The 14,304-nt window shown below is 53.6% G+C and carries 14 protein-coding genes and 1 tRNA gene; 11 read left to right on the top strand and 4 right to left on the bottom strand.

Annotated elements, in window-relative coordinates:
• Nucleotides 1-49: 49 nt before the first annotated feature.
• Nucleotides 50-679, top strand: coding sequence for a helix-turn-helix domain-containing protein (locus JGF26_RS08030; RefSeq protein WP_028016192.1), 630 nt, complete (start codon nt 50-52; stop codon nt 677-679).
• 89 nt (nt 680-768) lie between these two features.
• Here JGF26_RS08030 and JGF26_RS08025 read toward each other — a convergent pair.
• Nucleotides 769-843: transfer RNA gene (locus JGF26_RS08025), tRNA-Arg, on the bottom strand.
• 75 nt (nt 844-918) lie between these two features.
• Entirely contained in the window at nt 919-1,848 is a 930-nt protein-coding gene (locus tag JGF26_RS08020) for a formate/nitrite transporter family protein (protein WP_134707699.1), read from the bottom strand.
• A gap of 314 nt (nt 1,849-2,162) precedes the next feature.
• On the opposite strand from JGF26_RS08020, the gene mlaA reads away from it, so the two are divergent.
• Complete coding sequence (mlaA, locus tag JGF26_RS08015) at nt 2,163-2,915, top strand: phospholipid-binding lipoprotein MlaA (RefSeq protein WP_028016194.1); 753 nt, start codon at nt 2,163-2,165, stop codon at nt 2,913-2,915.
• Nucleotides 2,916-2,958: 43 nt separating this feature from the next.
• Here mlaA and fadL read toward each other — a convergent pair whose 3' ends face one another.
• Nucleotides 2,959-4,299, bottom strand: coding sequence for a long-chain fatty acid transporter FadL (gene fadL / locus JGF26_RS08010; RefSeq protein WP_080357350.1), 1,341 nt, complete (start codon nt 4,297-4,299; stop codon nt 2,959-2,961).
• 372 nt (nt 4,300-4,671) lie between these two features.
• Here fadL and JGF26_RS08005 point away from each other — a divergent pair, with 372 nt between their 5' ends.
• From JGF26_RS08005 to sixA, 4 genes are all read left to right on the top strand, one after another.
• Nucleotides 4,672-4,956, top strand: coding sequence for a YfcZ/YiiS family protein (locus JGF26_RS08005; protein ID WP_028016196.1), 285 nt, complete (start codon nt 4,672-4,674; stop codon nt 4,954-4,956).
• A 184-nt stretch (nt 4,957-5,140) separates the two neighbouring features.
• Complete coding sequence (fadI, locus tag JGF26_RS08000) at nt 5,141-6,451, top strand: acetyl-CoA C-acyltransferase FadI (protein ID WP_134707700.1); 1,311 nt, start codon at nt 5,141-5,143, stop codon at nt 6,449-6,451.
• On the top strand, nt 6,451-8,598 hold the full coding sequence (gene fadJ, locus JGF26_RS07995; RefSeq protein ID WP_134707701.1) for a fatty acid oxidation complex subunit alpha FadJ: 2,148 nt from the start codon (nt 6,451-6,453) through the stop codon (nt 8,596-8,598). Before fadI ends, fadJ begins: the two co-directional genes overlap by 1 nt.
• A 209-nt stretch (nt 8,599-8,807) precedes the next feature.
• Nucleotides 8,808-9,293 (top strand): phosphohistidine phosphatase SixA, encoded by a 486-nt coding sequence (gene sixA, locus JGF26_RS07990; RefSeq protein WP_028016199.1) that lies wholly within the window; start codon nt 8,808-8,810, stop codon nt 9,291-9,293.
• Nucleotides 9,294-9,341: 48 nt separating this feature from the next.
• On the opposite strand, the gene smrB is transcribed toward sixA, so the two are convergent.
• Nucleotides 9,342-9,893 (bottom strand): endonuclease SmrB, encoded by a 552-nt coding sequence (gene smrB / locus JGF26_RS07985; RefSeq protein ID WP_028016200.1) that lies wholly within the window; start codon nt 9,891-9,893, stop codon nt 9,342-9,344.
• A 145-nt stretch (nt 9,894-10,038) separates the two neighbouring features.
• Between smrB and prmB the strand changes: the two genes are divergently transcribed.
• Genes prmB through JGF26_RS07960 form a run of 5 tightly spaced genes read left to right on the top strand, consistent with a single transcriptional unit; the run spans nt 10,039 to nt 14,298 of the window.
• A complete protein-coding gene (gene prmB / locus JGF26_RS07980) occupies nt 10,039-10,971 on the top strand; it encodes a 50S ribosomal protein L3 N(5)-glutamine methyltransferase (protein WP_008502612.1) in 933 nt (310 codons plus the stop codon).
• 60 nt (nt 10,972-11,031) lie between these two features.
• Nucleotides 11,032-12,117: a chorismate synthase gene (aroC, locus tag JGF26_RS07975; protein WP_047174231.1), complete on the top strand. Its 1,086-nt coding sequence runs from the start codon at nt 11,032-11,034 to the stop codon at nt 12,115-12,117.
• Between the two features lie 2 nt (nt 12,118-12,119).
• Complete coding sequence (mepA, locus tag JGF26_RS07970; RefSeq protein WP_134707702.1) at nt 12,120-12,944, top strand: penicillin-insensitive murein endopeptidase; 825 nt, start codon at nt 12,120-12,122, stop codon at nt 12,942-12,944.
• Nucleotides 12,944-13,756, top strand: a complete 813-nt coding sequence (locus tag JGF26_RS07965; RefSeq protein WP_028016203.1) for a sulfite exporter TauE/SafE family protein — start codon at nt 12,944-12,946, stop codon at nt 13,754-13,756. Before mepA ends, JGF26_RS07965 begins: the two co-directional genes overlap by 1 nt.
• Nucleotides 13,753-14,298 (top strand): elongation factor P hydroxylase, encoded by a 546-nt coding sequence (locus tag JGF26_RS07960; RefSeq protein WP_049005892.1) that lies wholly within the window; start codon nt 13,753-13,755, stop codon nt 14,296-14,298. The genes JGF26_RS07965 and JGF26_RS07960 overlap by 4 nt, the downstream gene beginning before the upstream one ends.
• The last annotated feature ends 6 nt before the right edge of the window (nt 14,299-14,304 follow it).

Genomic DNA, 14,304 nt, shown 5'->3' with positions numbered 1-14,304 from the left:
TGATAAAGTCTGTTTTAACGGCTAAAACGTGACTGACAGGAAGAACCGGGTGACTGAACAAATCGATTACCAGATTGAAAAGTACAGGTTTACAGAAGCGAATGAACCTTCCCGACTGACAAAGCAGTGGGATGATGTTTTGAGCGAATGCAGGGAGAGCAAAGCCGGTGCCGAAGAGCGTTTACGTATTGCCTTGCTCAATGTCGATTACGTGACCAGTTTCGAGCTCCCTTTTCGTCTGCTGCTAGTGCGTACACCCCAGCTTATAGCCGGGATACGTAACGAGCTGGAACTCAGCCAGAAAAATGTCATTTTTAACGGTAAACGCTTCGGTTGTGTCTGGAGTGTTAAAACGGATCTCAATGACGTCCCTGATAATTATCAATACCGTCTGTCTACCCGCATACGGCGGATTAGCCCGACCACACACACGGCCGAGCCCTTTTTGCAAATTGCCAAAGAAATTAAGCTGCCAGCTGAACGTCTGAAGCGGGCGTTGCTGAGTGGGCTGGACGTTACTGCGCTTGATGCGCTTTTTTGGTTTGGCATCCAACGAATTGCAGCCGAGGTGTCGCGTCTGAGAAAAGCGGGAATGAGGATCGCAACGGATGAAACATGGGTATTTGAAAATCTGACAGGCACGACCCGTCGTGTACCGGTTTATCGTTACGTCTCATAAAGTTATCTTTGGTTAATATTTATACCTGAGAAACGATTTTTGAAAATTAGTTGGTTATGAGGTGTGCTGGGCTTGCTGAGAGCGCGTCATGGTGTCCCCTGCAGGAATCGAACCTGCAACTAGCCCTTAGGAGGGGCTCGTTATATCCATTTAACTAAGGGGACGAGGCGGCACGAGTATAACGTTATTTACACTTAGCGTTAAGCGCATTGCCGCCTGACTGCTCAAAGAGTCACCATTCATGCCGATTTTTTTGTCGATTTATCATCATTTTCCCGTGCCTTAAGCTCTGCTTTGCGTTTGTTCGACATGTCGTTACGGATTTGCGCATGGCTCAACAGCGCGAAGATGAATGTCCCGCCGCAGATGTTGCCCGCAAGCGTCGGCAGGGCGAATGGCCAGAAAAAATCGCTCCAGTGAAGTGTGCCATTAAAGACCAGATAGAGTATTTCAACGCTACCCACCACGATATGCGTCGTGTCAGCCAACGCAATCAGCCAGGTCATCAAGATGATTACCACAATTTTAGCGCTGCCGGCTGAAGGAAACATCCAGACCATCGTGGCGATAATCCAGCCGGAGATGATGGCATTGGAGAACATTTCAGCTGGCGTATTTTTCATCACATCCATGCCAATTTTCACAAACGCATCGCGGGTGGGTTCATCAAATATCGGCATATATTCAAATGCCCAGGCCGCGACGCCTGTACCGATGATATTGCCCAGCAGGACCACGCTCCACAGACGCATCAGTAAACCGAAATTACCGAGGGTAGGGTTTTGCATCACAGGCAGAACGGCGGTAACGGTGTTTTCCGTAAACAGCTGCTGCCGCGCCATGATGACGATAATGAAGCCGAAGGTATAGCCGAGATTCTCGAGTAAAAACCCGCCGGGCACACCTTCCAGTTGAACATGAAAGATGCCTTTTGCAAGCAGAGAAGCTCCCATTGAAAGCCCGGCAGCGATAGCTGACCAGAAAAGGGCCATGACATCACGTTCCATCTCTTTTTCGCCATCCTGGCGAATATGCTCGTGGATCGCCATCGCGCGGGAGGGGAGGCGATCTTCGTCAACTTCTATCTTCTCGCCGCGGGCTTTCTCTTCGCTCTCAATTTCAATCTTCTCATTACTTTCTCCCACTTTTTCTTCGCCTACTTCTTTCATAATTACTCCCGCAGGTTGATTTTCTTCTAAGCGTAGCGGTTTTTATTGGGCTGCCTGTGGGGAAGCTCTTAAATTGGTGGCAATAGCAACAAAGGTGAGACATCTCTTTCAAACACATTATAAAATTGCCAGCGAAACGAATTCCAAAAGCCAGGCTATGCTGAGATCAGAGTCACGCTGGTTACTGCCCGTAATTGTGCTCATGGACATCGGTAAACGTGCTGTTACAATCGCTTGCATGTTTACAGGCGGAGCATTAAAGGCTCCGTTACGGATGGCAATCAACGATAGCCAAACTGAACAGGGAGATATTTATGAAACTTCGGCTGTCGGCGCTTGCGCTGGGTGCGACGATGCTTGTGGGCTGCGCCAGCTCTGGGGAGCAAACGGGACGCTCCGATCCTCTCGAAGGATTTAACCGCTCAATGTATAGCTTCAACTACAACGTGCTGGACCCGTATGTGGTTCGCCCGGTGGCAGTGGCATGGCGCGATTATGTTCCGCAACCCGCGCGTAATGGGTTAAGCAATTTTACCAGCAACCTCGAAGAGCCTGCGGTAATGGTGAACTATTTCCTGCAGGGTGACCCGTATCAGGGGATGGTGCACTTTACTCGCTTCTTCCTGAACTCTCTGTTGGGGATGGGGGGCTTCATTGATGTTGCAGGTATGGCCAACCCGAAACTGCAGCGTGAACAACCGCACCGTTTCGGTAGTACTCTGGGGCATTATGGCGTAGGTTACGGCCCGTATGTCCATCTGCCGTTCTATGGCAGTTTCACCGTCCGTGATGATGGCGGTGATATGGTGGATACGCTGTATCCGGTTCTGTCGTGGCTAACCTGGCCGCTGTCGATTGGTAAATGGACGGTGGAAGGGATTGAAACACGTGCGCAACTGCTCGACTCTGATGGTCTGCTGCGTCAGTCTTCTGACCCGTATATTATGGTTCGTGAAGCGTACTTCCAGAATCATGACTTTATTGCCAACGGCGGTAAGCTGAAGCCGGAAGAGAATCCAAACGCGAAGGCCATCGAAAACGAATTAAAAGACATTGATTCGCAGTAAATAAAAAAGGTGAGCGATGCTCACCTTTTTTGATCCCGCGCGATTAGAACGCGTAGTTGAAGTTAGTACCGAACAGCCAGGCTTTACCTTCAGAACGGAACTCGTACGGACCTTCTTTGATGGTCACGGACTGACCGTGCATGTAAGAGGCACCTACGTCAACAGAAGCATCTTTATTGAACGCATAAGTCGCACCTGCGCTCAGCCAGAAGCGGTCCTGATCCGGGATAGAAATGGAACGTGTCTGAGCCGGAACCGGGCTATCATCAAAGGCAATACCGGTACGGAAGGTCCAGTTAGTATCGTAGTAGTAGGTGGTACCCAGCGCGATACGATAAGAGTCTTTGAAGCTCTCATCCTTATAGAAAAGCGTCTGGCCATTAGAGCCGGTCGCTTTCAGCTCCTGGAACTGACTCCAGCTGGTATAAGCCATGCTGTAGTGAATTGCCCATTGTGGCGCAACCTTGTTGTAACCTGAAACTTCCCACATTTCTGGCAGGTTAAGCGTCAGAGATCCCGGAATAGTTCTGCCACCAGTTGGATACGGGAAACCTGGGACGGCGGTGTTCATGTTGCTGTTGTAATCTCCGTCGAAGTCGATTTTAACTTCAGAACGGTAGGTCAAACCCCAACGGTTGTTTTTATCCAGCTCATACAGAATACCCGCGTTCCAGCCATAACCCCACTCGCTGCCTTTCAGGCGTGCAATTTGGGTGTCGGCAGGGATGGCGGCCAGTTGTTTGGCTTTGGCGATGGCGGCCGGGCGTGCTGCCGCAGGCAGGTTTGGTACCTGAGAGAGAATCTGACCGGCAGCCAGCATACCGGCGTCACCTGCATAGCGCTCGATTTTAGCATCGGCGTAAACCGCATCAAAACCAAGACCAAAGCTCCAGTTGTCGTTCAGACGATAAGCGCCGCTCAGGTTCAGGTTTACGGTTTTCAGGTCAGTTTTACCGCCCATTGTGCCCGCTGCATAGTTATCGCCATATTCAGTCGCCAGACCAAAGTTAGAGGTCACTGATGCCCCCCAACCAAACTGGTCGTTAATAGGTGCAACAAAATGTACGTTTGGAACCCAGGCGCTTGGGGCGATGTTGTCCGCATTCAGGCTCTTACCGGACGGCGATTTACCAGAGATATTAACATCCGGGTCAATATAGACGGCACCAGCAGAGAACGTTGGGCGGTCAAACATCATAATCAGTGCCGGGTTACGGCTCGCGTTACCCGCATCATCAGCGATGGCGCCTTCCCCGGAATATGCGCGGCCAAGGCCAGAGGAAGAAAATTCGTTTAACTGAAAGCCCGCTGACCATGCGGAAGTGGATACGAGTGCCACTGCGACTGCCAGCGCAGTCTTGTTGAACAGGGTTTTCTGGCTCATGACCATAACCTCATTGAGTTATTTTTATTCAATAATTGTTACATACCGTAACAGGAGCGCGAAGTGTAGGGTCTGAGGTATGACAGACAAATCAGACCAGTGGCCAGAGTATAGGTCTGACCAGCCAGAATGTTGCAAGTTTGTTTATTAATATTTTCAAACATGTTTCTTGAAACGAGATCTGCTTGGCAAAAATGTGACCATCGCGACTCACCCAAAAGGGTGGTTTTTGTTTTAGATCATTTTTTAGTGTGATATTGGTCACTTATCCGATTTTACGCCATTAACGGCTGGAGAGAGCCAGCGTCGGGGCGTAAAATATCAGCATCGTGTTTATCTCGCGTCCTGCGCGAATACAGAGGAAATTGAGCTATGAGTAAATGCAGTGCTGATGAAACCCCGGTTTGCTGCTGTATGGATGTTGGTACCATCATGGACAACTCCGATTGCACCGCCTCTTACAGCCGTGTATTCACCAACCGTGCCGAAGCGGAAGAGACACTGACCGCGCTGAGCAAACGTGCGCGTGATGTGGAATCCGAACCGTGCGACATTAAGTCTACCCTCACCGAAGTGGAAGGCGGCGTGAAGCTGGATATCGACTTTGTGTTCGCCTGCGAAGCAGAAACGCTGATTTTCCAGTTGGGTCTGCGTTAATCTTTTTTGCCCGGTGTCATTCCTCACAAATGCCTCTGCCATGCAGGGGCATTTTCTTTTTCTTCTCTGTGTTTTAGCTCGCACTTTTTCGTTTCCCTGATTGGCTGAATGTAAAAAAATGGTTAAGACTATTATCAGGTCAGACCACTTTATGTTTGCGCAAAAAATTTTACAGGGGAGTGTTATGAGTCAGGCATTACCGCTTATTACCCGTCAGGGCGATCGCATTGCCATTGTCAGTGGATTGCGTACGCCATTTGCACGTCAGGCAACGGCATTTCATGGCATACCGGCTGTTGACCTGGGGAAAATGGTGGTGGGGGAGATGCTGGCTCGCAGCGAAATTCCGCCAGAGGTCATCGAACAGCTGGTTTTCGGTCAGGTCGTGCAGATGCCTGAAGCACCCAATATTGCGCGGGAAATCGTCCTCGGAACCGGAATGAATGTCCATACTGATGCCTACAGCGTCAGCCGCGCGTGCGCGACCAGCTTCCAGGCTGTAGCTAACGTGGCTGAAAGCCTGATGGCGGGCACCATTCGTGCCGGTATTGCTGGCGGAGCGGACTCCTCTTCGGTACTGCCGATCGGGGTCAGCAAAAAGCTGGCGCGCATCCTGGTTGACGCCAACAAAGCCCGCACAACCGGACAGAAGCTCAAACTCTTCTCTCGTTTACGCCTGAGGGATCTCATGCCTGTACCTCCTGCGGTTGCGGAATATTCCACGGGTCTACGCATGGGTGATACCGCCGAGCAGATGGCGAAGACCTATGGCATTACCCGCGAGCAGCAGGATGCGCTGGCCCACCGTTCACATCAGCTGGCAGCGAAAGCCTGGTCTGAAGGTAAACTGGCTGATGAGGTGATGACCGCTTATATCCCGCCATATCGAGAACCGCTTGCGGAAGATAACAATATCCGCGGTACCTCGACGCTGGCGGATTATGCAAAACTGCGCCCTGCGTTTGACCGCAAACATGGCACGGTAACCGCGGCTAACAGTACGCCACTGACGGACGGCGCTGCTGCGGTGATCCTGATGACCGAATCCCGCGCGAAAGAGCTGGGTATCACCCCCCTGGGCTATTTGCGCAGCTACGCTTTTACCGCCATTGATGTCTGGCAGGACATGCTGTTAGGGCCTGCCTGGTCCACGCCGCTGGCACTGGATCGCGCAGGGCTGACGCTGGCTGATTTAACCCTGATTGATATGCACGAAGCCTTTGCCGCACAAACCCTGGCAAACGTGCAGTTACTGGCAAGCGAGCGTTTTGCGCGAGATGTGCTGGGCCGTACCCATGCCACTGGTGAAGTGGATCAAAGCAAATTCAACGTGCTGGGCGGCTCTATCGCCTATGGTCATCCGTTTGCCGCCACAGGGGCGAGGATGATCACGCAAACATTACACGAGCTACGTCGCCGTGGCGGCGGGTTTGGCCTTGTTACCGCCTGTGCGGCGGGTGGCCTTGGTGCAGCAATGGTTCTGGAGGCCGAATAATGGATATGCCATCCGCATTTAATCTGACGGTTCGCCTCGATAACGTCGCCGTTATCACTATTGATGTGCCTGATGAAAAGATGAATACCCTGAAGGCTGAATTTGGTGTTCAGGTTCGCGCGATGCTAAAGCAGATCCGTGAAAACAAGGCCATTCGTGGCCTGGTGTTTATCTCTGCTAAGCCGGACAACTTTATTGCCGGAGCCGACATTAACATGATCGCCCGTGCGCAAAGTGCTCTGGAAGCCGAAGAGCTGGCGCGTCAGGGCCAGCAGGTGATGGCGGAGATCAACGCTCTGCCGATCCCGGTGATTGCCGCGATCCACGGCGCATGTCTGGGCGGGGGACTGGAGCTGGCGCTGGCCTGTCATAGCCGTATCTGTACCGATGACGCAAAAACCATTCTGGGTCTGCCGGAAGTGCAGTTAGGACTTCTGCCAGGCTCCGGCGGAACGCAGCGTTTGCCACGCCTTGTGGGGGTCAGCACTGCACTCGAAATGATCCTGACGGGTAAGCAACTGCGTGCCCGCCAGGCCCTAAAAGCCGGCCTGGTTGATGAAGTGGTTCCTCATTCCATTTTGCTGGAGGCTGCCGTCGAACTGGCTCTGAAAGGACGCCAGGCTAAACGTCCTCTACCCGTTCGTGAACGCGTTCTGGCCGGGCCGTTGGGACGTGCTTTGCTGTTCAGTATGGTGGGTAAAAAGACTGAGCAGAAAACCAAAGGCAACTACCCGGCGGCGAAGCGAATTCTTGAGGTTATTGAAACAGGGCTATCGCAGGGCAGCAGTAGCGGCTATGCCGCTGAGGCTAAAGCCTTCGGTGAACTGGCGATGACGCCGCAGTCGCAGGCACTACGCAGCATTTTCTTTGCCAGCACTGAGGTGAAAAAAGATCCGGGTAGTGAGGCTAAACCTGCTCCGCTACGCGCCGTTGGCGTACTGGGTGGTGGGCTAATGGGCGGCGGAATATCTTTTGTTACCGCAAGCAAAGGTAAATTGCCTGTACGTATCAAAGACATCGCTGCGAAAGGGATCAACCACGCGCTGCAGTATAGCTGGCAGAACCTTGATCAGAAGGTCAAACGCCGCCATATCAGGGCAAGCGAGCGTGATAAAACCCTGGCGATGATCTCCGGTACGACGGATTACAGTGGTTTTGCGCATCGCGATCTGGTGATTGAAGCCGTGTTTGAGGATCTGGCGCTTAAGCAGCAGATGGTGGCAGACGTTGAGCTACATTGCGCCCCGCACACCATTTTTGCCTCAAACACGTCGTCATTGCCGATTGGCGATATCGCGGCGAAAGCCGTGCGTCCGGAGCAGGTGATTGGCCTGCACTTCTTTAGCCCGGTAGAAAAAATGCCGCTGGTGGAAGTGATCCCGCATGCCACAACCAGCCCGCAAACCATCGCCACCGTGGTGAAACTGGCCAAAATGCAGGGTAAGACACCGATCGTTGTGGCGGACAAAGCCGGTTTTTACGTTAACCGTATTCTGGCTCCCTATATTAATGAAGCCATGCGGTTGCTGACAGAAGGCGAGAAAATCGAGCACGTCGACGAGGCGCTCGTCAAGTTTGGTTTCCCTGTTGGGCCAATCCAACTTTTGGATGAGGTGGGAATAGACACCGGAACTAAAATTATACCTGTGCTGGAAGCCGCTTATGGCGATCGTTTTACCCCGCCTGCAAATATTGTTTCTGCAATTTTGAAGGACGATCGCAAAGGCAGAAAAAATGAACGCGGTTTCTATCTTTACGGCGCGAAAGGGCGTAAAAGCAAGAAACAGGTCGACCCTTCTGTTTATGGGCTTATTTCGACCGCCGGTCAGGGAAAACTGTCTGCCGTTCAGTGTGCTGAACGGTGTGTGATGATGATGCTCAATGAAGCGGCGCGCTGCTTTGGTGAGCAGGTTATCAGGAGCGCGCGTGATGGTGACATCGGCGCGGTATTCGGCATTGGTTTCCCGCCGTTCCTTGGCGGCCCGTTCCGTTACATGGATACGCTTGGTGCGGGTGAAGTGGTTGCTATCCTGCAACGTTTGGCCTCGCAGTATGGTCCACGGTTTACACCGTGTGACGAATTATTGCAGATGGCGGAACAGGGCCAGACATTTTGGCCTGTAAGGGAAACTGTCCTCGTAAGTTGAGGTCAAAGAAGGGTAAATCCTGAAGTGAATGAACCTGTTCTGGCGATTTTGTAAACAGAGATTGACTATACTTACGCCATTGAGGTAAAAAACAGCGTTTCATTCACCGAATGGATCAGGCACAATGCCCGGCCATCGGGTTTTCTACCTCTCAGCAGTTATCGCGGGTAGTTAACGCCGGTGATTCTGGTTAACAAAAGCGGTGCAATATGCAAGTTTTTATCATGCGTCACGGCGACGCGGCACTCGATGCCGCCAGTGACTCAGTACGTCCTTTGACCGTCTGTGGCTGCGACGAGTCTCGTCTGATGGCGACCTGGCTTAAAGGTCAAAAAGTGGACATCGAACGCGTTCTGGTGAGTCCGTTCCTGCGTGCTGAACAGACGCTGGACGTGGTAGGGGAGTGTATGAACCTGCCTGCCAGTGTGGACGTTCTCCCTGAACTCACCCCGTGTGGCGATGTAGGCCTTGTCAGCGCTTATCTTCAGGCGCTGTACAATGAAGGTGTCGCTTCCGCGCTGGTCATTTCCCACCTGCCACTGGTTGGTTATCTGGTATCTGAGCTTTGCCCGGGCGAGACCCCGCCGATGTTCACGACATCCGCCATTGCCAATGTCACTCTCGACGAAACGGGCAGAGGTACCTTCAACTGGCAGATGAGTCCGTGCAACCTGAAGATGGCAAAAGCGATCTGATGTGACGTGTGCTATAGCGGGGAGCAGAGCATGCTTCCCGCTGTTCTGTCAGGGCAATTCTGGCGGCTGCCACTCTTCTACTTCAATCAACACCAGCAATGCGGCATCTCCGCCGTACTCTTTCGGTGCCTGATGAAAAGCCATCACGTGCGGATGTTGAGCCAGCCACAGGGGGGTTTGTTGCTTGAGAATATGTTTGCCGTGGCCGTGCATCACGCAAGTGCAAAAAACATGTTCACGGCGACAGGCCGCAATTAAAGCTCCCAGCTCTTGCTTCGCCTGCATCTGCGTCAAACCATGCAGATCGAGAAACAGCTCGGGTGAATAATCCCCACGGCGTAATTTCTTCAGCTCAAAATGGCTGACGTCTTCACGAACATACTTCACCGCCCCTTGCGTATTGAGCAGCGGCTGAAATTCATCTGAAAAATAGTGGCTGTTATCCGCCTGCTCCTGCAGCAGCCGTTTGACCGGTACTTCGCTGATTTTTTTACGCTGTGGGCGATGGACAATAGTGTCCTGCGCGATTTTACGCGTCCCGGTCATCAGCTGTCGGAAGAGCGCCTGATCCTCCTCGCTGAGCGATGTTTTCTTTTTCATTTGTCATTCTCATCTCGTATTTCCGATAGTGTACCCGACTAAACGCATTTTTTAACCTCAAGCGGCACGCGTCATTGCTGATTTATCGCCGTCTTCATGGCAAACTAGCCGCCGAAAATTATGCGAGCATGCCCTGGAGGAAAGAGTGGATAAAATTTTTGTCGATGAAGCAGTAAACGAGCTGCATACCATACAGGACATGTTGCGCTGGTCGGTTAGCCGCTTCAGCGCCGCCAATATCTGGTACGGTCACGGTACCGATAACCCGTGGGATGAGGCTGTTCAGCTGGTGCTGCCGTCTCTCTATCTGCCGCTGGATATTCCTGAAGACATGCGCACCGCGCGCCTGACCTCAAGCGAAAAACACCGCATTGTTGAACGTGTGATCCGCCGCGTGAACGAGCGTATTCCGGTCGCCTACCTGACTAACAAAGCCTGGTTCTGCGGCCACGAGTTCTATGTTGATGAACGCGTGCTGGTGCCGCGCTCGCCAATTGGCGAGCTGATTAATAACCACTTTGAAGGTCTGATCGGCCATCAGCCACAACACATTCTGGATATGTGTACCGGCAGTGGCTGCATCGCCATCGCCTGCGCGTATGCTTTCCCGGAAGCGGAAGTGGACGCAGTGGATATCTCCACCGACGCGCTGGCTGTTACCGAGCACAACATTGAAGAACATGGTTTGATTCACCACGTTACGCCAATTCGCTCCGATCTGTTCCGCGACCTGCCAACGTTGCAATACGATCTCATTGTCACTAACCCGCCGTACGTTGATGCGGAAGACATGTCCGATCTGCCGAACGAATATCGCCATGAGCCGGAACTGGGTCTGGCTTCAGGTTCTGACGGCCTGAAGCTGACGCGTCGCATCCTGGCCTGCGCGCCGGATTATCTGACCGACGACGGTGTTCTGATTTGTGAAGTAGGCAACAGCATGGTACATCTGATAGAGCAGTACCCGGATGTGCCGTTCACCTGGCTTGAGTTCGACAACGGCGGTGACGGCGTCTTTATGCTGACCAAAGCGCAGCTGCTCGACGCGCGTGAACACTTCAGTATCTATAAAGATTAATCCAGCGGGCTTCGGCCCGTTTCACAACGCTCAAACACAAACAACAATATCGGAGCCGTGATGGCAGGAAACAGTATTGGACAGTTATTCCGTGTGACCACTTTTGGTGAATCGCACGGGCTGGCATTGGGTTGTATCGTTGACGGCGTCCCGCCAGGCATCGAACTGACCGAAGCCGATTTACAGCACGACCTCGACCGTCGTCGTCCGGGCACTTCTCGCTACACCACGCAGCGTCGCGAACCGGACCAGGTTAAAATTCTCTCCGGCGTCTTTGAAGGCCGTACCACCGGGACCAGCATTGGTCTGCTGATTGAAAACACCGATCAGCGTTCTCAGGACTACGGTGCTATCAAGGACGTGTTCCGCCCAGGCCATGCCGACTACACCTACGAGCAAAAATACGGCTTCCGTGACTATCGCGGCGGTGGACGTTCTTCCGCGCGTGAAACCGCGATGCGCGTGGCCGCAGGGGCGATTGCCAAGAAATACCTGCAGCAGAAGTTTGGCATTGTGATCCGTGGCTGTCTGACCCAGATGGGCGACATTCCGCTGGCCATTAAGGACTGGGAGCAGGTTGAACAGAACCCGTTCTTCTGTGCTGATGCCGACAAGCTGGAGGCGCTGGACGAACTGATGCGCGGCCTGAAAAAAGAGGGCGACTCCATTGGTGCGAAAGTCACCGTGGTGGCGGACGGCGTCCCGGCTGGCTGGGGTGAGCCGGTATTTGACCGTCTCGACGCCGACATCGCCCACGCGCTGATGAGCATTAACGCGGTGAAGGGTGTAGAGATTGGCGACGGTTTTGACGTGGTTCAGCTTCGTGGCAGTCAGAACCGCGACGAAATTACGAAAGCCGGTTTCCAGAGCAACCATGCGGGTGGCATTCTCGGTGGGATCAGCAGCGGGCAGCAGATTGTTGCCAACATCGCACTGAAGCCGACCTCCAGCATCACCGTGCCGGGCCATACGATTAACCGCGATGGCGAAGAAGTTGAGATGATCACCAAAGGACGTCACGATCCGTGCGTGGGGATCCGCGCGGTGCCGATCGCCGAGGCGATGCTGGCTATCGTGCTGATGGATCACTTCCTGCGCCAGCGCGCGCAGAATGCGGATGTGACGACCACCATTCCACGCTGGTAAACATGAAAAAGACCGCAATTGCTCTGCTGGCGCTGCTCGCCAGTGGAGCCAGTCTGGCCGCGACGCCATGGCAAAAAATCACCCACCCGGTGGCGGGGAGCGCGCAGTCCATTGGTGCCTTTTCGAACGGCTGTATCGTCGGTGCCAAGGAGCTTCCGCTACAGTCCGATACCTACCAGGTGATGCGTACCGATCAACGTCGTTATTTCGGTCACCCGGATCTGGTGTTGTTCATCCAGCGTCTGGGAAACCAGGTGCATAACCTGGGGTTGGGCACGATGCTGATTGGCGATATGGGGATGCCTGCCGGCGGTCGTTTTAACAGTGGGCACGCCAGTCACCAGACAGGGCTGGATGTCGATATCTTCCTGCAACTTCCGAAGGCGCGCTGGAGTTCTGCCCAACTGCTAAAACCGCAGGCGCTGGATCTGGTGGCAAGCGACGGAAAAAACGTTGTGCCTTCGCTGTGGTCGCAGGATGTGCTCAGTTTGATCAAGCTGGCGGCAAAAGATAACGACGTCACGCGGATTTTCGTCAACCCGGCTATCAAACAGCAGCTCTGCCTGGATGCCGGAACCGATCGCGACTGGCTGCGCAAAGTCCGCCCGTGGTTCCAGCACCGTGCGCACATGCACGTGCGTCTGCGCTGCCCGGCGAACAGCCTGGAATGTGAAGATCAGCCGCTACCGCCGTCGGGCGATGGCTGCGGATATGAACTGCAAAGCTGGTTTGAGCCAGCCAAACCTGGAACCTCTAAGCCTGAGAAGAAGACACCGCCTCCGTTGCCGCCTTCCTGCCAGGCGCTACTGGATGAGCATGTACTTTAATGGATAATTTCGTCGATCTGTTTATGGTGTCGCCGCTGCTGCTGGTGGTGCTGTTCTTTGTGGCCATGCTGGCCGGTTTTATCGATGCTCTTGCGGGCGGCGGCGGGCTGTTAACCGTGCCCGCGCTACTGGCGGCGGGCATGAGCCCGGCGCAGGCTCTGGCCACGAATAAGCTGCAGGCTTGCGGCGGTTCACTCTCGGCATCGCTCTATTTTATCCGCCGTAAGGTGGTTAGCCTTGCCGATCAGAAGCTCAATATTCTGATGACCTTTATCGGCTCGACGTCAGGCGCGTTGCTGGTCCAGCACGTGCAGTCCGATATTTTGCGCCAGATCCTGCCGATTCTGGTCATCTGCATCGGGCTTTACTTCTTGCTGATGCCAAAACTCGGTGAAGAAGACCGTCAGCGTCGACTGCACGGCTTGCCGTTTGCTCTGATTGCCGGTGGCTGTGTGGGTTTTTACGACGGTTTCTTCGGCCCGGGCGCCGGTTCATTTTATGCGCTGGCGTTCGTGACGCTAGCCGGGTTTAACCTTGCCAAATCCACTGCCCATGCCAAAGTGCTTAACGCGACCTCAAACCTTGGTGGCCTGTTGCTGTTTATCATCGGGGGCAAGGTTATCTGGGCAACCGGGTTTGTGATGATGGCGGGGCAGTTCCTGGGCGCGCGTGCAGGCTCGCGTCTGGTGTTAAGCAAAGGACAAAAACTTATCCGCCCAATGATTGTTATCGTCTCGGCGGTAATGAGCGCCAAACTTCTTTATGACAGCCATGGACAGGAGATCCTCACCTGGTTGGGTATGCACTCATGAACAGTACGCATAAATACGAACAGCTGATTGAGATTTTTGACGGCTGTTTTGCTGACGATTTTAATACCCGTCTGATTAAAGGCGACGACGAACCGATCTATCTTCCCGCTGATGCTGACGTGCCGTATAACCGCATCGTCTTTGCTCACGGTTTTTACGCCAGCGGGTTGCACGAGATTTCGCACTGGTGCATCGCCGGAAAAGCGCGTCGCGAGCTGGTGGACTTCGGCTACTGGTACTGCCCGGACGGACGTGACGCCGCAACGCAGGGGCAGTTTGAAGATGTTGAGGTTAAACCGCAGGCGCTGGAATGGTTATTCTGCATCGCGGCGGGTTTCCCGTTCAACGTGAGCTGTGACAACCTCGAAGGCGACTTCGAGCCAGACCGTATCGTGTTCCAGCGCCGCGTTCATGCGCAGGTGATGGAATATCTTGAGAAAGGCATTCCGGAACGTCCGGCGCGTCTGATCGAGGCTTTACAGAATTATTACCACACGCCGGCGATCGCGGCGGAATGCTTCCCCTGGCCGGAAGATCTTTAACTGAGG

Source organism: Enterobacter sp. E1, assembly GCF_016809815.1.
GTDB lineage: Bacteria > Pseudomonadota > Gammaproteobacteria > Enterobacterales > Enterobacteriaceae > Enterobacter > Enterobacter adelaidei.
This window is presented reverse-complemented; position numbering and strand designations above follow the sequence as displayed.